At 63.0% G+C, this 18,732-nt stretch carries 21 protein-coding genes; 11 read left to right on the forward strand and 10 right to left on the reverse strand.

The genetic code is table 11. The annotated features are described in order from the left end of the window. The gene (locus NKL06_RS16130; protein ID WP_023673217.1) at window positions 1-606 is read left to right on the forward strand and encodes a hypothetical protein; all 606 of its coding nucleotides are present in this window, start codon (window positions 1-3) and stop codon (window positions 604-606) included. Here NKL06_RS16130 and truA read toward each other — a convergent pair. Genes truA through def form a run of 4 tightly spaced genes read right to left on the reverse strand, consistent with a single transcriptional unit; the run spans window position 603 to window position 3,359 of the window. After that, window positions 603-1,358, reverse strand: a complete 756-nt coding sequence (gene truA / locus NKL06_RS16135; RefSeq protein WP_023692999.1) for a tRNA pseudouridine(38-40) synthase TruA — start codon at window positions 1,356-1,358, stop codon at window positions 603-605. The two genes, NKL06_RS16130 and truA, sit on opposite strands and share 4 nt — an antisense overlap. Before the next feature lie 11 nt (window positions 1,359-1,369). Beyond that, entirely contained in the window at window positions 1,370-1,876 is a 507-nt protein-coding gene (locus NKL06_RS16140; RefSeq protein ID WP_023692998.1) for a GNAT family N-acetyltransferase, read from the reverse strand. Continuing rightward, window positions 1,873-2,823 carry a methionyl-tRNA formyltransferase gene (gene fmt / locus NKL06_RS16145; protein WP_023692997.1) on the reverse strand — a complete coding sequence of 317 codons (951 nt, stop codon included), beginning with the start codon at window positions 2,821-2,823 and terminating at the stop codon, window positions 1,873-1,875. The genes NKL06_RS16140 and fmt overlap by 4 nt, the downstream gene beginning before the upstream one ends. Window positions 2,824-2,828: 5 nt before the next feature. Beyond that, entirely contained in the window at window positions 2,829-3,359 is a 531-nt protein-coding gene (gene def, locus NKL06_RS16150; RefSeq protein WP_023673213.1) for a peptide deformylase, read from the reverse strand. Window positions 3,360-3,463: 104 nt separating this feature from the next. On the opposite strand from def, the gene NKL06_RS16155 reads away from it, so the two are divergent. After that, the gene (locus NKL06_RS16155) at window positions 3,464-4,717 is read left to right on the forward strand and encodes a DNA recombination protein RmuC (protein ID WP_023692996.1); all 1,254 of its coding nucleotides are present in this window, start codon (window positions 3,464-3,466) and stop codon (window positions 4,715-4,717) included. A 61-nt stretch (window positions 4,718-4,778) separates the two neighbouring features. On the opposite strand, the gene NKL06_RS16160 is transcribed toward NKL06_RS16155, so the two are convergent. The 4 genes from NKL06_RS16160 to NKL06_RS16175 form a co-directional block, all read right to left on the reverse strand. Then, complete coding sequence (locus NKL06_RS16160; RefSeq protein ID WP_023692995.1) at window positions 4,779-5,585, reverse strand: class I SAM-dependent methyltransferase; 807 nt, start codon at window positions 5,583-5,585, stop codon at window positions 4,779-4,781. 81 nt (window positions 5,586-5,666) lie between these two features. Continuing rightward, the gene (locus tag NKL06_RS16165) at window positions 5,667-6,071 is read right to left on the reverse strand and encodes a GFA family protein (RefSeq protein WP_023692994.1); all 405 of its coding nucleotides are present in this window, start codon (window positions 6,069-6,071) and stop codon (window positions 5,667-5,669) included. Continuing rightward, a complete protein-coding gene (locus NKL06_RS16170) occupies window positions 6,068-7,102 on the reverse strand; it encodes a cation diffusion facilitator family transporter (protein WP_023692993.1) in 1,035 nt (344 codons plus the stop codon). The genes NKL06_RS16165 and NKL06_RS16170 overlap by 4 nt, the downstream gene beginning before the upstream one ends. Before the next feature lie 110 nt (window positions 7,103-7,212). Next, complete coding sequence (locus tag NKL06_RS16175) at window positions 7,213-8,022, reverse strand: transglutaminase-like domain-containing protein (protein WP_023687480.1); 810 nt, start codon at window positions 8,020-8,022, stop codon at window positions 7,213-7,215. Between the two features lie 213 nt (window positions 8,023-8,235). Between NKL06_RS16175 and NKL06_RS16180 the strand changes: the two genes are divergently transcribed. After that, window positions 8,236-8,361, forward strand: a complete 126-nt coding sequence (locus tag NKL06_RS16180; RefSeq protein WP_006200611.1) for a hypothetical protein — start codon at window positions 8,236-8,238, stop codon at window positions 8,359-8,361. 213 nt (window positions 8,362-8,574) lie between these two features. Then, window positions 8,575-8,889, forward strand: a complete 315-nt coding sequence (gene sugE, locus NKL06_RS16185) for a quaternary ammonium compound efflux SMR transporter SugE (protein ID WP_023681326.1) — start codon at window positions 8,575-8,577, stop codon at window positions 8,887-8,889. Window positions 8,890-8,974: 85 nt separating this feature from the next. Here the strand turns inward: sugE and NKL06_RS16190 are convergent, their stop codons facing one another. Next, window positions 8,975-9,403: a DUF6481 family protein gene (locus NKL06_RS16190; RefSeq protein ID WP_023673205.1), complete on the reverse strand. Its 429-nt coding sequence runs from the start codon at window positions 9,401-9,403 to the stop codon at window positions 8,975-8,977. A gap of 234 nt (window positions 9,404-9,637) precedes the next feature. On the opposite strand from NKL06_RS16190, the gene NKL06_RS16195 reads away from it, so the two are divergent. The 7 genes from NKL06_RS16195 to pmtA all read left to right on the forward strand — a co-directional run bounded on the left by NKL06_RS16195 (window position 9,638) and on the right by pmtA (window position 17,647). Continuing rightward, entirely contained in the window at window positions 9,638-10,699 is a 1,062-nt protein-coding gene (locus NKL06_RS16195; protein ID WP_023681325.1) for an LLM class flavin-dependent oxidoreductase, read from the forward strand. A 110-nt stretch (window positions 10,700-10,809) separates the two neighbouring features. Then, complete coding sequence (locus tag NKL06_RS16200) at window positions 10,810-11,979, forward strand: AI-2E family transporter (protein ID WP_023681324.1); 1,170 nt, start codon at window positions 10,810-10,812, stop codon at window positions 11,977-11,979. Window positions 11,980-12,061: 82 nt separating this feature from the next. Further along, the gene (locus NKL06_RS16205; protein ID WP_023681323.1) at window positions 12,062-12,265 is read left to right on the forward strand and encodes an arylamine N-acetyltransferase; all 204 of its coding nucleotides are present in this window, start codon (window positions 12,062-12,064) and stop codon (window positions 12,263-12,265) included. 22 nt (window positions 12,266-12,287) lie between these two features. After that, window positions 12,288-13,286 (forward strand): LLM class flavin-dependent oxidoreductase, encoded by a 999-nt coding sequence (locus NKL06_RS16210; RefSeq protein WP_023673201.1) that lies wholly within the window; start codon window positions 12,288-12,290, stop codon window positions 13,284-13,286. Window positions 13,287-13,657: 371 nt separating this feature from the next. Further along, entirely contained in the window at window positions 13,658-15,574 is a 1,917-nt protein-coding gene (dnaK, locus tag NKL06_RS16215) for a molecular chaperone DnaK (protein ID WP_023673200.1), read from the forward strand. Between the two features lie 219 nt (window positions 15,575-15,793). Continuing rightward, window positions 15,794-16,924 carry a molecular chaperone DnaJ gene (dnaJ, locus tag NKL06_RS16220; protein WP_023681322.1) on the forward strand — a complete coding sequence of 377 codons (1,131 nt, stop codon included), beginning with the start codon at window positions 15,794-15,796 and terminating at the stop codon, window positions 16,922-16,924. Window positions 16,925-17,041: 117 nt separating this feature from the next. Then, window positions 17,042-17,647 (forward strand): phospholipid N-methyltransferase PmtA, encoded by a 606-nt coding sequence (gene pmtA, locus NKL06_RS16225; RefSeq protein WP_023687484.1) that lies wholly within the window; start codon window positions 17,042-17,044, stop codon window positions 17,645-17,647. Between the two features lie 95 nt (window positions 17,648-17,742). On the opposite strand, the gene NKL06_RS16230 is transcribed toward pmtA, so the two are convergent. Beyond that, window positions 17,743-18,651 (reverse strand): LysR family transcriptional regulator, encoded by a 909-nt coding sequence (locus NKL06_RS16230; protein WP_023681320.1) that lies wholly within the window; start codon window positions 18,649-18,651, stop codon window positions 17,743-17,745. Between the last annotated feature and the right edge of the window lie 81 nt (window positions 18,652-18,732).

Raw genomic sequence — 18,732 nt, forward strand, 5'->3', positions numbered from 1 at the left:
ATGCTTTCGGTTGACGAGACCTCTTCATCGCTTAACGGCGCCTGGCGGCTGATGCTCGGGAAGGCCGACGGCTTGCGGCTGCTCGACCTGTCGGCGGACGGCTTCTGGAATTCCTTCTTCGCCATCGTCGTCGCCGCGCCGGCGATGATCGTCGGCTGGGTCGGCACGGCCAACGAGATCGGCGATCCCAATGCGTTCGCCGGCCGGCTGGGCATGTTGATTCGCCTGGCGACCGTCGACCTCGGCTCGTGGCTGCTGCCCCTGGTTGTGCTTGCCCTGGTCGCATCGCGCGCCGGCATCGGCGACCGCTTCGTCCACTATGTCGTCGCCAGCAACTGGGCGTCGGCGATCACCGCCTGGATGCTGCTGCCTTCAGCGCTGATCAGGCTTTTCCTGCCGTCCGGCAACCCGGTTGCCGAATTGGTGTGGCTGGTTCTGGTGGTGCTGTCGCTGGTACTCTCCTGGCGGATGACCAACGCCGCGATCGGCAAGGGCGCGGCTGTCGGCAGCGCCGTGTTCGCAGGCATGTTGGTGGTGTCTCTGGCCGTCTTGTTCGGCCTGGTGGCGCTGCTCGGCATCACGGTGCCGACCGCCGCTCCGGCCTAGAACTTTTCCGGATAGTCTACACCGACGAGAAAAAGCCCGTCGGGCGGCGCCACCTGGCCGCAGGCGGCGCGGTCTTGCGCCGCGAGCGCGGCCTTGAGGTCGGCGGCGGTCCAGCCGCCGTTGCCGACGCGTTTCAGCGAACCGACCATGGAGCGCACCTGGTTGTGCAGGAAAGAGCGCGCCGAGGCCCTGACTTCGATCAGGTCGCCCTGGCGGCTTACATCGAGCCGCTCCAGCGTCCGCACCGGACTGTTGGCCTGGCATTGCGTCGAGCGGAAGGTGGTAAAGTCATGTCGGCCGAGCAGGACTTTCGCCGCTTCGTGCATGGCGTCCGCATCGAGCCGCTTCGGCACCCACCAGACCTTGCCCTTTTCCATCGCTGCAGGCGCGCGCCGGTTGAGGATGCGGTAGAGATAGTGCCGTCCGGTGGCCGAGAAACGGGCGTCGAACTCATTGGGGACAACCGTCGCCTGCAGGATGGCGATGCGCGCGCCTGCCGCCTGCAGGTGCGCGTTGACGGCGTCGCGCACCTTGTCGTTTGGCCATGCCTTGGCGAGGTCGACATGCGCCACCTGGGCGGTCGCATGCACCCCGGCGTCGGTGCGGCCGGCGGCGCGTATCCGCACCGCCTCACCGCAGAATTTCTCGATCGCCTGCTCTATCGCCTGCTGCACCGAAGGCTGATCCGCCTGGTGTTGCCAGCCGGCGAAAAGGCTGCCGTCATATTCGATATCGAGACGAAAACGCGGCATACACCCTTCGTTCAGGCGGCGAGTGCGGTAAAGGCCTGGGCGTAGACCAGTTTGCCTTTTTCGGGTGCGTCACCCCAGGCCAGCGCCTGCAGCGCTTCGCCCTGATATTCGCTCTCGAACTTTTCGGCGCGCGCATGGCTGTAGCCGAAGCGGCCGTAATAGGCCGGATCGCCCAACACAACGGCGAGCGTCTCGGCGCCATCCCTGAGGCGGATATGCGCCTCGCGGATCAGCGCACCGCCAATGCCCGAGCCGTGGAACGAAGGTTCCACCGCCAACGGCGCCAGCGCCACGGCTGCGAACTGCTTGCCGCCGTTCTGGACGAACAGCCTGGAAAACAGGATGTGGCCGACCACCTGGCCGTCTTCTTCCGCCACCAGTTCGACAACGGCGTCGCCGCCGGTGACCAGAGCGTCGACCAGCCCGGCCTCCGCCTGCTGGCCGAATGCGTGTTCCTCGACCAGGCGTATGGCCTCGCGGTCCCGCGGCGTCGCGCCGCGTATCGACATCATGCTCATGAGAACTTCATTCCTTTTTCGATCTTGGCCCCGCGCAGAAACTCCTGCGCGGCAGCGGGCTTTCCGCCCGCCCGTTGAACTTCGACCAGCCTGACCGCGCCCGACCCGCAGGCGACCGTCAGCCGGTCATCGAGAATTCCTCCCGACTCGCCCATGCTTTCAGAAAGCGTGCCTTCCAAAAGCGTCGAGCGAAGCAGTTTCAGCCGTTCCGTGCGGCCGCCGATGTCGGCCTCGCACCAGGCGCCGGGAAATGGCGACAGGCCGCGAATGTGATTGTGGACCTCCGCAGCCGGGCGCGTCCAGTCCACACGTGTCTCCGACTTATCGATTTTCCTGGCGTAGGTCACCCCGTCAGCCGCCTGCAAAGTCGATGCCAGGGTATTTGTCTCCAATCGGGACAGCGCTTCCACCATCAGCGTGGCAGCAATATTCATCAAGCGGTCGTGCAGATCGCCGGCCGTCATGTCGGGCTCTATGGCGCATTTTTCAACCAGTGCCACCGGACCGGTGTCCAGGCCCTCTTCCATGCGCATCACCATCATGCCGGTTTCGACGTCGCCGGCCATAATGGCTCGCTGGATGGGAGCTGCACCACGCCAACGCGGCAAAAGCGAGGCGTGGCCATTGAGGCAGCCGAGGCGCGGAGCCTCCAGAATAGCCTTCGGCAACAGCAAACCATACGCGACGACGACCGCGACATCGGCACGCAACGCATGGAAAGCAGCTTGCTCGGCCTCGCCCTTCAGCGACAGCGGCGTGCGCACTTCGATTCCCAGCCGCTCAGCCTCGCGCTGCACCGGCGACGGTGTCAGCTCCAGCCCGCGGCGGCCCGCGGCGCGCGGCGGCTGGGTGTAGACGGCTGCTATCTCGTGCCCGGCCTCGGCAATCGAGCGCAGCACCGGCACCGAAAACTCCGGCGTGCCCATGAAGATGACGCGAAGCGGCATCTTCCCTATCCCACCAGCTTGCCCGGCGCCTTGTCCTTGGCGAGCTTCTTGAACTTCTTGACCACCATGTCGCGCTTCAGCTTCGAGATGTGGTCGATGAACAGCACACCGTTGAGATGGTCGATCTCGTGCTGCAGGCAGGTCGCCATCAGGCCTTCGGCCTCGATCTCCTGCAGCTTGCCGTCGCGGTCGAGATATTTCACGCGCACCGAGGCGGGACGCTCGACCTCGGCGTAATAGTCCGGGATCGACAGGCAGCCTTCCTCGTAGACCGAGCGAGCGTCGGCGCTTTCGAGGATTTCGGGATTGATGAAGACATGCGGCGCCGGCGGCTCGTCTTCCTTGGCGAGGTCGATGACCAGCATGCGCAGCGGCTCGCCGATCTGGATTGCGGCCAAGCCGATGCCCGGCGCATCATACATCGTCGCCAGCATGTCGTCGGCCAGTTTGCGCAAAGGCGCGTCGACGCGTTCGACCGGTTTGGAAACCTGGCGCAGGATAGGATCGGGAAGGATGATGAGCGGCTTGATCGACATGGCGCCCTCACCTAAAACGTCGCAGGAGAAGCGTCAACCGGTGCGAATCGGTCTCGTTCACGTTTTGATCTGTGCCAGGTCTGCGAATCGGCTATGCTGGCGGGATGAACGACCTGAGCACCATCCTTTCCGAACCCGTTGCCCGGCTTGGCGCCACGACGATCACGCTCGGCCATGCACTGGCCCTCGGTGCGCTGGTGTTTCTCGGCCTGTTCCTGGCGCTTGTCGTGGCGCTGTGGCGATCGGCCAAGGCGCGCACCATCGCCGCGGCGGAAGCCGCCGACCACGCCCGCGACGCCGAGGCGCGGATGGCCGGCATTTTGCAAAGCCAGGCCGAGATGCAGGGCCGCATGGGCGCCATCGCCGACGTGTTCGGCGCAAGGCAGGCCGAACTCAACCAGTCGATCGGCCAGCGCCTCGACGCCATGACCGGCAGGCTCGGTCAAACCATGACCGAACAGACCAAATCGACGCATGAGAGCCTCGCCAAACTGCAGGAACGGCTGGCGGTCATCGACACCGCGCAAGGCAACATCCAGTCGCTGGCCGGCCAGGTCGTGCAATTGCAGGCGATCCTGTCCAACAAGCAGACGCGCGGCGCCTTCGGCCAGTCGCGCATGGAGGCGATCGTCGCCGACGGCCTTCCGATGGGCGCCTACGAGTTCCAGGCAACGCTGTCAAACGGCAGCCGTCCCGACTGCCTGGTCAGGATGCCGAACGGTGCGCCGCAGCTTGCCATCGACGCCAAGTTTCCGCTGGAAGCCTGGAACGCCATCCGCGCCGCCGATGGCGCCGAACAACAGAAGATCGCGGCCCAGGCTTTCCGCCGCGACATCGAAATTCACGTCCGCGATATCTCGGAAAAATACCTGATCCAGGGCGAGACGCAGGACACCGCCTTCATGTTCGTGCCGTCGGAATCGGTGTTCGCCGAAATCCACGAGAATTTCGACGCCGTGGTCCAGAAGGCGCACCGGGCGCGTGTCATCATCGTCTCACCGTCGCTTTTGATGCTGTCGATCCAGGTCATCCAGGCCATCCTCAAGGACGCCCGCATGCGCGAACAGGCGCATCTGATCCAGGGCGAGGTGATCCGGCTGATGGAGGACGTCGCGCGTGTCGACGAACGCGTGCGCCGGCTGCAGACGCATTTTGGCCAGTCGGCCAAGGATATCGACGAGATACTGGTGTCGACCTCGAAGGTGACCAAGCGCGGCCAAAAGATCGAAGCGCTGGAGTTTGGCGAAAGCGAAGCCGAAGTGCGCGGTGGCGGACCCGCCAAGGCCGAAGCCGGGGTGCGGGTGGCGGATTCCAAGACGGGGCAGCTCAGGCTACGTGTCGTCGAAGGCGACGATTAAAGTCTTTGTTTTGATGCATGTCGTTGTCCCAGAACCGCGGCACACTTCTGGGCGCCATGCATTAGACCGTAGCCACGATCACGTGCGCCTGGATCTTGGCCGCAACCTCGCCGCTGCCGTGTCTGGCTGCAATCACGGACGCGGCGTGATCGGTTGCGGCTTCCAGTTTTCCTCTAGCCTCGATTTCGTTGCGAAGCGGAGTTCCCTGGCAATAGGCAACCGCCGGAAGGCGCGGCGAGGAGGCACGGCTTTGTTCGGCCCTCGTGTCGATCACCACACGGGAGAAACCTGCGGCTTCCAACTCGCCGCGGATCAATGCAATGTCATTGTAGCCGTGCGGCGTGCGGGCGAGAAAGCGGGGCGGATCGTTCGGAAAAATCTCCGCAAGAGCATTCGTCACATCATTGGCGAATACATTCTCTTCGATGCGATCCCACACGTTGAACAGGAAATGGCCGCCGGTCTTCAGGACCCGCTTTGCTTCGCGATAGCCGGCGGCTCGGTCGGGAAAGAACATCGCGCCGAACTGACAGCAAACGAGATCGAAAGCCGCATCTTCGAACGGCAGCGCCAGAGCATCCGCCTGACGCCATTGTATACGACTGTCGGGAGCTTGTCGCGAGGCCGCGTAGTCGAGCATAGGCTGGTTGAGGTCGGTCACGACATAGCTTACGCCGGGAGACAGTTTTGGAGCCAATGCGCGGGTGACAACGCCGGTGCCGGCGGCGACTTCCAGGACGGCGCCGGGCGACAAGGACGCTGCCCGTCGTGCCAAATCCGCGGCGAACGGCTCGAAGATCAGCGGCACCATGTAGCGGTCGTAGTTTTCCGGAATCGAGCCGGCAAACACTTTGTCCGTTTCCGACATTGCTATCCCCCGCCATCCGTTTGATGGCTAGCCTAGCACATTATTGGCTGGTTTGGGCCGCGTTTAACCGGGAGGCAGGTGCTACTGCGCCTCTACGATGCTTACGCCCTCGAAATCCGGAAGCCAGTGCAGGGCCGATCGGTGCCATTTCTGTTGGGTCGGAACGAGATCCTCGCGTTGCCGCGCGGTCCCCGCCCTGATCCCATAGACCTTCGGCCCGTCGCCAACCGACGTTGCGTAAAGATGCGAACCGCAGTCGCCGCAGAACGCCTGGGCACGCTTGGCGCCGCTCGATCCCGTCTTGATATAAACCTTCGGTGTGCCCTTTGTGATCCTATAATGATCCTCAGGCGCGGGAACAGTGACACGAAAGGCGGTACCGGTCAGTTGCTGGCAGTCGGTGCAATGACAGATAGAGGTCTTTTCCGGGTCGACGTCTGCTTCATAAGTTATGGCGCCGCAATGGCACCCACCATCGATTTTCATGGTTGATTCTCCGAAATCCGTCGGGTGATCTTAGCGGGACCAGGCGACGGGGCCAACGGTGGACTGCTGGTCCAGAACGAGTCCGACGCCGCCTCGACCTGCTTGCGCCGGTGCTCCCAGGTTCCGGTCGTCTGCGGCTTGACGAACAGTCTGGTGATCTCCGGTATTTCTTTTTTCAAGAGCGCCTCGATGCGCTCGACACAGGCTTCGATCTCAGGCGCCGTCAGATGGTCCTCGAATTCGATGCTCAGCCCAGCGACGATCTGTTGCGGGCCGAGATGGACGGTGAGAACGCCGTTGGCCCGCTGCACCGCCGGATCCTGCTGGGCGATGGCCAGCACCTTGGCCTGCACTTCCGGCGACGCCGGCTCACCGATGAGCAATCCCTTGCTTTCGCGCGCCAGAAAGATGGCGGTGGCGCCGAGGATCATCGCGATGCCGATCGAGGCGACGCCGTCGAGTTCGGGCATGTCGAGGAGTTCGGCCGCCAATATGCCGGCGAAGGCGACGAACAGACCGAGCAGGGCGGCGCTGTCCTCGAACAGGATCGTGTAGACGCTCGGATCCTTGCTCGATTGCACAGCCTGCAGCCAGCCTTGCTTGCCCTTCTGCTGGCGGAACTCCTTCAGCGCCACGTACCAGGAGCTGCCCTCGAACAGCATTGAGAGGCCCAGCACAATGTAGTTGATTTTGGGATTGGCGACCGGCTCAGGCGCCATGATGTGGACGACGCCTTCATAGAAGGACACGCCGGCGCCGAGCGCAAAGACGAGCAGGGCGACAATGAAGCTCCAGAAATAAAGCTCGCGGCCATGGCCGAGCGGATGCGTGCGGTCCGGCGGACGGGCGGCGCGGTGCATGCCGTAGAGCAGCAGCCCGCCATTGCCGGTATCCACCAGCGAGTGCACGCCTTCCGACAGCATCGCCGAGCTGCCGGTGAAGAAGGCGGCGACGAATTTGGTCACAGCAATAGCGAGATTACCGGCGAGCGCCGCGTAGATGACCGTCTTCGACCCGCCATGTGCTGCCATGCTGTCCCTCCAAGGAACCTGATGTAACGCCCCTGAGCTCCACAGGCATCACAACGCACGAATCGCCCGGTCGTTCAGGGTCTTGTAGGCCAGCTTGCGGAAACACGCCCCTATTCGATGATCTCGTCCGTCCACACCTTGAAACCAGCCAGCGTGCCCGGTCCGAAGATGTGGGTCAGCGGCACGTCGGCGGCGTCGCGACCCGACGCGATCAGGATGCGGCCGATGCGTGGCGAATTGTTCCGCGGATCGAAGACATGCCAGCGGCCACCGAGATAGACCTCCATCCAGGCTGCGAAATCCATGCTCGCCCAAGGTTTGGGCAGGCCGATGTCGCTGATGTAGCCGGTGCAGTAGCGGGTCGGGATGTTTAGCGCACGGCAGAAGGTGACGGCGAGGTGGGCAAAGTCACGGCAGACGCCGCTTTGCTCGCGATAGGCTTCCGCCGCGGTGCGGGTCGGCCGCGCATTGCCGTAGCTGAAGACGATGTGGTTGTGGACGAAATCACAGACCGCCTGGACGCGCGCAATGCCAAGCGGCGTATGCCCGAACAGCCGCCAGGCTTCGCTGGCCAGCAGATCGCTCTCGCAAAAGCGGCTCGGCAACAGGAAGAGCAATGTGTCCGACGGCAGATCGCGCACCTCGTGCTGCCAGGCCATCAGGTCGCCCATCTCGAACGTGCCGGGGTCGCGGATTACCGAATCGGTGCCGAAGGTGAAGCGACCGGGCGGGGCGACGAAACGGTTGCACCAATTGCCGAAACTGTCGCGGTAGCTCTGGATCGGCACCGGCGGGTTGGAGGTCAGGAAATCCGGGCGCTCGAGATCGGAGGCCCTGGAGTAGTGGACATTGAGCATCGCGATCAGCGGCGTTTCCTGCGGAAAATCGAAACTCATCTCGCTGCCGATGCGGATTCGCATTGTCGTCCTGACCGCACTTCCTGATCATCGCCGGGCGAAGGCATGGCCGATGCTGCAGTGCGAAGGCAACCATGGCACGGACCGGAATGGTTTACGAGCAAATTAGAAACCGGTTGAAAGCGGCCCGCCGGCGCCGGCGACGGACGCCCGCCCCCTTGCAGTCCGGCGTTTCTCTTGTTTCACTTGGCCTCCCAGCAACTGGAGGAACGAATCATGGCTAAAGGTGCGATGAAGGCGGGCAAGGAAGCTCGGAAGCCGAAAAAAGACGCCAAGAAGCCCGCCGCGGCTCCGGCGCTGAAGGCGCCGCCCGTGAAGGCGATGAGGCTCAAGGAAAAGTGAGCCCGCCTTAGGTCGTCAATATCTTGGGACGGTTGAGATCCGGGCAAACCGTTTCGGCGCAGATTTTGACACCGGCGGCATGAACGATGCTGCCGGTGTTTTGTTGATCGGACCGGCGCAGCCGCTTATACCGAAGCGGCGAGGACGACCTCGCGCCTTTCTCAAAAGTCCGGCCGGGACGCCCCGCCATCCTCATGGAAGGAGTGCATCCCGATGTCGTGGATTTTTCTGTTCTTCGCCGGTCTGTTCGAAATCGGCTGGGCGATCGGCCTCAAATACACCGACGGCTTCTCGAAGCCGTTGCCGACGGTGCTAACCGTCGCCTCGATGATCATCAGCCTGGGCCTGCTGGGCCTGGCGCTGAAGACGCTGCCCGTCGGCACGGCCTATGCGGTGTGGACCGGCATCGGCACGGTCGGCACGGCGCTGCTTGGCATCTGGCTGCTGGGCGAGCCTGCGACGGCCATCCGGCTCGCCTGCATTGCGCTCATCGTCTGCGGCATTATGGGGCTGAAGCTCGCCGCCTGAGCAAAGCAACCAAGGAAATCGACGCACAAACACATTCAGGGCCGCTTGAAGGCGACCCTGATGTCCGATCGTTTCGATCGAAGCGTTAGCGGGCGGAGAAGCCCGGAGGCGTCCTGCCGGTACGCTGCTTGCGCGCCGCATAGCGTGCGTCGCGCTTGGCCTTGCGTTCGGCTTCGTCGGCCAGCAAACGGGCGATGCGCTCGTTTTCTTCGGCTTCCTTGATCTTCGCTTCAGCCTGCGCTGCCTCTTCGGCCGCAATACGCGCCGCTTCGGCTGCTGCCTCGCGCTCGGCCTTCTCGACCGCCTCGCGTGCCAGCTTTTCCTGCTTCAGCCTGGCCTTTTCGGCCTCGCGTATCTCGCGAGCCTCAAGAATCGCCTTGCGTTCGGCCTGTTTGGCCAGAACCGCAGGATCATCAGCCGCCGGCTTTGACTTGAAGCGCTCCAGAAGCGCCTTCTTTGCCTCGTTCGCGGCATTGCGCCGCTCGAAAATGTCTTTTTCCCTGTAGATAGCCAAGTCCACTTCCCTGAAGTCAATTCGCGACGCTTACATACGCGCGAAAACCGAGAGTTCAAGCGCCAAAACGGTATGCCAGCCATGAAAGTTTATGCTGTTGCAGCCGGGAGACGCGTTTCCCCTGAAACAAAGCCGGCCGAAACCGACATGCACTGTTCACCATCCGCCCCTCTGGCGGCCGGGGCGGCTCGCCGCTACCTCTAGCGGCAAATCAGAACATTTGGATGACATGCCATGGAACTCGGTCTCTACACTTTCGCCGACGTCAGCCCGGAGCCCGGCCCCGGCGCGATCGGCCCGCATCAGCGACTACGCAATCTGATCGAGGAGGTCGAGCTGGCCGACCAGGTCGGCCTCGACGTCTTTGGTCTGGGCGAACATCACCGCCCCGACTATGCCGCGTCCGCGCCGGTGGTGGCGCTGGCCGCTGCCGCCGAACGCACCAAGCGCATCAAGCTGACCAGCGCGGTCACCGTGCTGTCCTCCGATGATCCGGTGCGTGTCTTCCAGCAGTTCGCAACGCTCGACCTTTTGTCGGGCGGCCGGGCCGAGATCATGGCCGGGCGCGGCTCGTTCATCGAATCCTTCCCGCTGTTCGGCTACAATCTCGAGGACTATGACGAGCTGTTCGCCGAAAAGCTCGACCTGCTGCTGGCCATACGCGACAGCGTCAAGGTCACCTGGTCCGGCAATCTGCGCGCGCCCATCAACGACCGCGGCGTCTATCCGCGGCCGCTGCAGGACAAATTGCCGATCTGGATCGCAATAGGTGGAACGCCGCAGTCTGCGGCCCGCGCGGGGGTGCTCGGCCTGCCGCTGGCGCTGGCCGTCATCGGCGGCGAGCCGGCGCGGTTTGCACCGCTGTTCGACATTTATCGCGATGCCGCCAGGCGGGCCGGTACCGACCCCTCGGGCCTTGCCACCAGCATCAATGTGCACGGCTTCATCGCCGGGACCACTGAACAGGCGGCCGACGATTTCTACGGCCCGCAGGCCGAAGTGATGAACCGCATCGGCCGCGAGCGCGGCTGGGGCCCGACCTCGCGGGCGCATTTCGATCAGTCGCGTGGTCCGAACGGCGCGCTGTTTGTCGGTAATCCGGAGCAGGTGGCGGAAAAGATCGTCGCCCAGCACAAGATCTTCAACAATGACCGCTTCCTGCTGCAGATGGCGATCGGCGCCATGCCGCACGCCAAGATCATGAAGGCGATCGAACTGTACGGCACCAAGGTGGCGCCGATCGTGCGCAAGGAGACCGCCAAGCCCGGCGTCGCCGTCGCAGCGCCAGCCGCCTGAGCGACGGGCGGCCCGGATTGAGGGCCTTGCCGGCTAACGGAACCTTGGGCTTGCAGAGGCGTTTCCGTCAGGGGAATGCACCAATTGCGGTGCGCCGCTGAGGGAAAATCATGAAAGCCGAACCCGCCGCTTTGGGTGCTGGCCTTGCCGAGACCGAAGAGGCGAGAGTTGTGGCGCGTGCCGACACGCATCTGATGCGTTCGCTGCTCATCGGGATCTTCCTGTTCATGGCCATCTACGCGCTGTATTTCGCGCGTGCTTTCTTCATGCCGGTCATCCTCGCCTTCCTGCTGACGCTGACGCTGACACCAATCGTCCGCTTCCTGCGCAAGCGCGGCATTCCGGAAGTGGTTTCGGCGACAATGTTGGTCGTGCTGTCGATCTGCGTCTTCGGCGTTGCCGGCTATCTGCTCAGCGGCCCGGTCATCGACCTTCTCAACAACACCTCGTCGATCGGCCAACAACTTACCGAACGGCTGGCGCAGTTACGGCGTCCGCTCGAGAGGATCATGCAGATCTCGCATCAGATCGAACAGATGACGGAGACCTCGCAGGAGCCGGGCATCCAGAAGGTGGCGATGGCGCAGTCCGGCGTCCTGTCGGCCGCCGCCAGCAACGTCCTGTCGGCGGGGACAAGCCTGACCATTATCTTCGTGCTGTCGCTGTTCCTGCTGGCGTCAGGCACGATGTTCTATGAGAAGATCATCCAGTCCTTCGCCAGCCTCAGTGAGAAGAAGCGGGCCTTGCGCGTCGTCTATGACGTCGAGCGCGAAATCTCGCATTATCTGCTCACCGTCACCGTCATCAATGCCGGTCTCGGCGCGGTTATCGGCCTTGGCCTGTGGGCGCTCGGCATGCCCAACCCGCTCGTCTGGGGAACGATGGCGGCGCTGCTCAACTTCCTGCCCTATGTCGGCGCGCTGATCACCATCGTGCTGGTCAGCGTCATTGCGATGATCAGCTTCGACTCGATCACCTACGCGCTTTTGGCGCCGGGCTTCGTGCTTTTGTGCGACATCGTCGAAGGCCAGTTCGTTACGCCGATGGTTGTCGGCCGACGCCTCGAGATCAACGCCGTGGCGATCTTCATCGCCATCGCCTTCTGGTCTTGGCTTTGGGGCTTTGTCGGCGCGCTGATGGCGGTGCCGCTGCTGGTCGTCGTCAAAGTGTTCTGCGATCATTTCGATGGCCTCAGCCATGTCGGCAATTTTCTCGCCGCACAGCAGACGGCCGTGGTGGAGGAGGAAGCGGCCGAAGAGAACGGAAAGGCCGCGCCATAAGCTTGCCGCGCCTGTCCGTCATCCCGCATTTGTTGTCTTCAGGCGGAGTGCCTATATCGAGCCGGTCAAGCCGGACCCTGCGATGAACGATGCCTCCTTCGACCTCGATTCCTATTTCGACCGCATCGGCTATCGCGGTCCGATCGATGCGTCGCTCGACACGCTGAGCGCGCTGCATCGCCAGCATCCGCAGGCGATCCCGTTCGAGAATCTGGACCCGTTGCTTGGTGCCAGCTCGACATCGTCATTCCCGACCGCGCCTTCGAAACCAGGGTCAGGCAGTTGAACATCGTAAAGGCTTGAGGCCCATGACCGCACTTTCCGTTCTCGACCTGTCGCCGATCGTCGAAGGCAGCGACGCCTCGCAATCGCTGGCAAATTCGCTCGACCTGGCCCGCCATGCCGAGCGGCTCGGCTACAGGCGCTACTGGCTGGCCGAGCACCACAACATGCCGGGCATCGCCAGCGCGGCGACCGCCGTGGTCATCGCCCATGTCGCCGGCGGCACCAAGACCATCCGCGTTGGCGCCGGTGGCATCATGCTGCCCAACCATGCGCCGCTGGTGATTGCCGAGCAGTTCGGCACGCTGGCGGCACTGCACCCCGGCCGCATCGACCTCGGCCTCGGCCGCGCGCCCGGCACCGATATGGGAACAGCGCGCGCGCTGCGCCGCAATCTCGAGGCGTCAGACAATTTCCCCCAGGATGTCGTCGAGCTGATGGGCTATTTCCAGCCGGCCGCGGAAGGCCAGCGTATCCACGCCGTGCCCGGCGAAGGCCAGAAGGTGCCGGTCTGGATCCTCGGTTCCAGCCTCTATGGCGCGCAGCTCGCCGCCATGCTCGGCCTGCCCTATGCGTTTGCCTCGCATTTCGCGCCGGCCGAACTCGACCATGCGCTGGAGATCTACCGTTCGCGCTTCCAGCCTTCGGAACAGCTGGACAAGCCCTATGTCATGCTCGGCCTCAACGTTTTCGCCGCACCGACCGATGGAGAGGCCAAACTGCTGTTCACCTCGTTGCAGCAGGCCTTCGTCAATCTGCGCACGGGGCGGGCCGGCCGCCTGCCGCCGCCGGTCGAGGGCTATGACCAGACGCTCGAGCCGATGGCAAAAACCATGATTTCGCAGGCGCTGTCCTGCGCCGTCGTCGGCTCCCCCGAAACCGTCCGGCAAGGCATAGACGCGTTCGTGCGCCGCACCGGCGCAGACGAGCTGATGGTGACCGCGCAGATCTTCGACCATGCGGCACGCGTGCGCTCGTTCGAAATCCTGGCCGAGGCGCATAAATCGCTGTCGCAGGCCGCGTGACGCTTTTGCCTGTGTCTGCTGTGGGCAGGCGCCTTCCTCAGCCAGGAGCCGCCTCTCTCACGCATAGGTGACGTTTTCTTGTGGTTTCGAAGCCCTGACTGGGCGCTTCGCCGGGGGATCGCGCAGATCCTGGGGTTTTGAGCGCGGTTTGAGCACATCCGGGCCGCCGGGCGGCTGTTCAAAGGCGCCAAGCGCGGCGCGGTGGATGCCATGCGCAGAATGCTTGCGCCCGATGCCGCCTGTTCTTATATACGCGCCAAGCCGCCCAGTGCCGGAATGCCGGTTGCCGGAGCGGAATTTCTTGTGAACAGGGGCTTTCGTCGGAACGCCTTACGGGTCCTGAGAGCCTGCTTAGCGGAGAGACTAGAAAAATGGCAAAAGTAATCGGTATCGATCTCGGCACCACCAACTCCTGCATCGCCATCATGGATGGCAAGGAGCCCAAGGTCATTGAAAATGCGGAAGGCGCGCGCACGACGCCTTCCATCGTCGCCATCTCGGGCGACGGCGAACGTCTCGTCGGCCAGCCGGCCAAGCGCCAGGCGGTCACCAATCCTGAAAACACCATCTTCGCGGTCAAGCGCCTGATCGGCCGCCGCTATGACGACCCGGTGACGGAGAAGGACAAGAAGCTTGTCCCCTACAAGATCGTCAAGGGCGACAATGGCGATGCCTGGGTCGAGGCCGGCGGCAAGAAGCAGTCGCCCAGCCAGATCTCGGCCATGATCCTGCAGAAGATGAAGGAAACGGCGGAGGCCTATCTCGGCGAGAAGGTCGAGAAGGCGGTCATCACCGTTCCGGCCTATTTCAATGACGCCCAGCGCCAGGCCACCAAGGACGCCGGCAAGATCGCCGGCCTTGAGGTGCTGCGCATCATCAACGAGCCGACGGCTGCAGCACTTGCCTACGGCCTCGACAAGAAGGATGGCAAGACCATTGCCGTCTATGACCTTGGCGGCGGCACGTTCGACATTTCGGTGCTCGAAATCGGCGACGGCGTGTTCGAAGTGAAGTCGACCAATGGCGACACCTTCCTCGGCGGCGAGGATTTCGACATGCGTCTCGTCGAATACCTGGCGGCCGAGTTCAAGAAGGAACAGGGCATCGACCTGAAGAACGACAAGCTTGCGCTGCAGCGCCTCAAGGAGGCGGCTGAAAAGGCCAAGATCGAGCTGTCGTCGACGACGCAGACGGAAATCAACCTGCCCTTCATCACCGCCGACGCGACCGGCCCCAAGCACCTGACGCTGAAGCTGACCCGTGCCAAGTTCGAGCAGCTGGTCGACGATCTCGTCCAGCGCACCATCGAGCCCTGCAAGGCGGCGCTCAAGGATGCCGGGCTGAAGGCTGGCGAGATCGACGAAGTGGTCCTGGTCGGCGGCATGACCCGCATGCCCAAGATCCAGGAGATCGTGAAGCAGTTCTTCGGCAAGGAGCCGCACAAAGGCGTCAACCCGGATGAAGTCGTCGCACTCGGCGCCGCCATCCAGGCCGGCGTGCTGCAGGGCGACGTGAAGGACGTGCTGCTGCTCGACGTGACGCCGCTGTCGCTCGGCATCGAGACGCTGGGTGGCGTGTTCACCCGCCTGATCGAACGCAACACGACCATCCCGACCAAGAAGAGCCAGGTGTTCTCGACCGCTGAAGACAGTCAGTCGGCCGTGACCATCCGCGTCTTCCAGGGCGAGCGTGAAATGGCTGCCGACAACAAGGCGCTCGGCCAGTTCGACCTGGTCGGCATTCCGCCGGCGCCGCGCGGCGTGCCGCAGATCGAGGTCACTTTCGACATCGACGCCAACGGCATCGTCAACGTTTCGGCCAAGGACAAGGGCACCGGCAAGGAGCACCAGATCCGCATCCAGGCCTCTGGTGGCCTTTCGGACGCCGACATCGAGAAGATGGTCAAGGACGCCGAAGCCAATGCCGAGACCGACAAGCAGCGGCGTGCTTTGGTCGAGGCCCGCAACCAGGCCGAGGCGCTGGTGCACTCCTCCGAGAAGTCGCTGAAGGAATATGGCGACAAGGTTTCGGAAACCGAGCGCACGGCGATATCGGAGGCTATCACGGCGCTGAAGGCTGCTGCCGAAGGCGACGATGCCGCCGACATCGAGGCCAAGTCGCAGACGCTTGCCGAAGCATCCATGAAGCTCGGCCAGGCCATGTACGAAGCTTCGCAGAAGGAAGCGGCGGAAGCCGACGCCAAGGCGGACGCGGCCAAGGATAGCGATGTGGTCGACGCCGATTTTGAGGAAATCGACGAAAACGACGAGAAGAAGAAGTCGGCCTGACCGGTTGACGGCAAATAAAGCGGAAAGCCCGGCGCAAAGCCGGGCTTTTTTGCAACCCTCGCTGAAAAAGTGCGGGCCTTGCCGAAAAAGTCACTGAAAAACACAGGCACAAGCGCGCCGGCCCTAGCATCCGGGCAGCACCGCTCCTAAATCGAGACAACGTGCCGGCAAACGACGCAACATGCATCAAGACGTTGAGCATCCGGACTGCGGGAAAAGATGAAAGCTGATTTCTACGAGACGCTGGGCGTGCAAAAGGGCGCCGACGAGAAGGAGCTCAAGAGCGCTTTCCGCAAGCTGGCCATGCAGTTCCATCCCGACCGCAATCCCGGCGATCACTCATGCGAGCATAAGTTCAAGGAAATCAACGAAGCCTACGAAACGCTGAAGGACCCGCAGAAGCGCGCGGCATATGACCGTTTCGGTCACGCCGCCTTCGAGCAGGGCGGCATGAATGGCGGCGCGCAAGGTTTTGGCGCCGGCGGCTTCGCCGACATTTTCGAAGATATTTTCGGCGACATGATGGGCGGGCGCCAGCGCCGCTCGTCGGGCGGCCGCGAACGCGGCGCCGATTTGCGCTACAATATGGAAATCACGCTGGAAGAAGCGTTTGCCGGCAAGACCGCGCAAATCCGCGTGCCGGCCTCGATCTCATGCACGGAATGCTCCGGGACCGGCGCCAAGCCCGGCACCCAGCCGGTGACCTGCTCGATGTGCCATGGCCACGGCAAGGTACGAGCGACGCAAGGCTTCTTCTCGATCGAGCGTACCTGCCCGCAATGCCAAGGCCGCGGCCAGACGATCAAGGACCCGTGCCCGAAATGCGCCGGCCAGGGCCGCGTCACCGAGGAACGCTCGCTGTCGGTCAATATCCCGGCCGGCATCGAGGACGGCACCCGCATCCGGCTTGCCAATGAGGGCGAGGCGGGCCTGCGCGGCGGCCCATCGGGCGACCTCTATATTTTCCTGGCGGTGAAGCCGCATGAATTCTTCCAGCGCGACGGCGCCGATCTCTACTGCAAGGTGCCGATATCGATGACGACGGCCGCCCTTGGCGGCTCGTTCGAGGTGACGACGCTGGACGGCAGTCAGACCAAGGTGAAAGTGACCGAAGGCACGCAGAACGGCCGCCAGTTCCGCCTCAAGGGCAAGGGCATGCCGGTGCTGCGCCAGCCCAATGTCGGCGACCTCTATATCCAGACCGCGGTCGAAACGCCGCAAAACCTGTCGCGCCGCCAGCGCGAGTTGCTGGAAGAGTTCGAGCAGCTGTCGTCGAAGGACAATTCGCCCCAGTCGAGCGGCTTTTTCGCCCGCATGAAGGACTTTTTCGAATCCTTCGGCGAGCACTGAACCCAAGCCAAGGCCGCCACGCTTCCCGAACGTCATCAACATCTTATGCCAGATCGCGCCTTGCCTTGGACCTGTTAGCTGCTAAGTAGCGTTCGGGGAGTGTTGAGGAGAACTTGCATGGCACGTGGTCCGGGATTGCGGAAGGCGCTGGCGGAAAAGTTCGACGACGAACTCAAATTCTTCAAAGGCTGGATCGACAAGCCGAAGTCGGTCGGTTCGATCGTGCCGACAAGCTCTATCACCGCCCGCAAGATGGCTTCCATCGTCAATCCGAAGTCCGGCCTGCCGGTGCTTGAAGTCGGACCCGGCACAGGCGTCATCACCCGTGCAATCCTCGCCCAGGGCGTTAAGCCCGAAAACCTGTACGCGGTCGAATATTCCACCGATTTCGTGCGCCATCTGCGCCAGCTCTATCCCGGCGTCAACGTCATCGAGGGCGATGCCTTCAATCTCAACGCCACGCTTGGCGAGAAGAGCGGGATGGTTTTCGATTCCGTCGTCTCCGGCGTGCCGCTGCTCAATTTTCCGGTCGCACAGCGGATCGCCTATATTGAAAGCCTGCTAGACCGCATCCCGGTTGGACGGCCGATCGTGCAGCTGACCTATGGGCCGTTGTCGCCGATCCCGCCCGGCCGCGGCAATTACACGGTCAAGCATTTCGACTTCATCTTCCGCAACATCCCGCCGACGCAGCTGTGGATCTACCGGCGCGAAGCGCATTAGCTGGTATTGGGGGCGGGAGAAGTCTCTGGCGCCTTGTAGAGGATCGACGTCTCCCGAAGGAAGCTCGATTGAGGGTCGATCCACATCCTTGACTGTTATCCGCCTCGCAAACTCGTGGCGACCTCTCTGATCGCCGCGCACATGGCCCGCACGGCCGTTGCTTCGGCGCTGCTGGAGAACAGAAGCAGCAGAGGCCGACGCGCACGCGGCTCAAGAGGACGCCTCGCGACGGTTCGCTGCCAATCGGCCGGAAACGCCAGGCCTGGCGCAATCGACAAACCGCGCCCGGCCCCAACCAGAGCAAGCAGCGCCGCCATATCGCTCGCCGACAGGATGACAACTGGCGCAACGCCAAAATCCTGGAACAATTCGGCAAGCATTGGTCCGCAGCCGCCGCTCGACATGATGAATGGCTGGCCGTCGAGAGCGCGGATCGGAAATGACCCCCCTTGGACTGAGTTCTTTTGCGATGACGCCACAAAGAGTTCGTCGTCGACAAGTTCCTCGGCTTGGCAATTGCCGGCGATGTAGGACAGTCCAATATCGGCGGCACCGCGATCGACCCACTCCGCCACCTCGGTATCCGTGCCCAAGAGCAGTTCGACAGCAAGCTCCGGGTGCCGGACGGAAGTAATGTTCAACGCATATGGAGCAATCTTTACCGAGGCGCTGCTGACCAGCGCGAGCCGTACTCTGCCTTTGATGGAGTGTTCCCGTAGGCCGACAAGACGGCCTAAAGCATGCAAAGCGGCGCGCGCCGCGTCCAAAGCCGCCTCGCCGGTTGCGGTGAAAGCGACACCGCGCCGATCACGTATGACGAGGGGCGCGCCAACGATCTCCTCCAGCGCCTTCATTGCATGGCTTATGGCCGATTGAGAAAGACAGAGCCGCTCGGCGGTTTTGGTGAAGCTGCGCGTCTCGCTGAGCGATGTCAGGACGCGCACCATCGTGATGTTGATATTAGCTTTGTTCATGGCTGCCGAAATATCTTTCATTTCGCTCATATTAAAGAGCGCTGTAGGTTTGTGAAGGTGAGGGAAACGACCCTCGAAATCGGCGAGCGGCTTTACTGGCCTCTCCGGCAT

The organism is Mesorhizobium sp. C268A (genome assembly GCF_040324475.1).
Classification (GTDB): Bacteria; Pseudomonadota; Alphaproteobacteria; order Rhizobiales; family Rhizobiaceae; genus Mesorhizobium.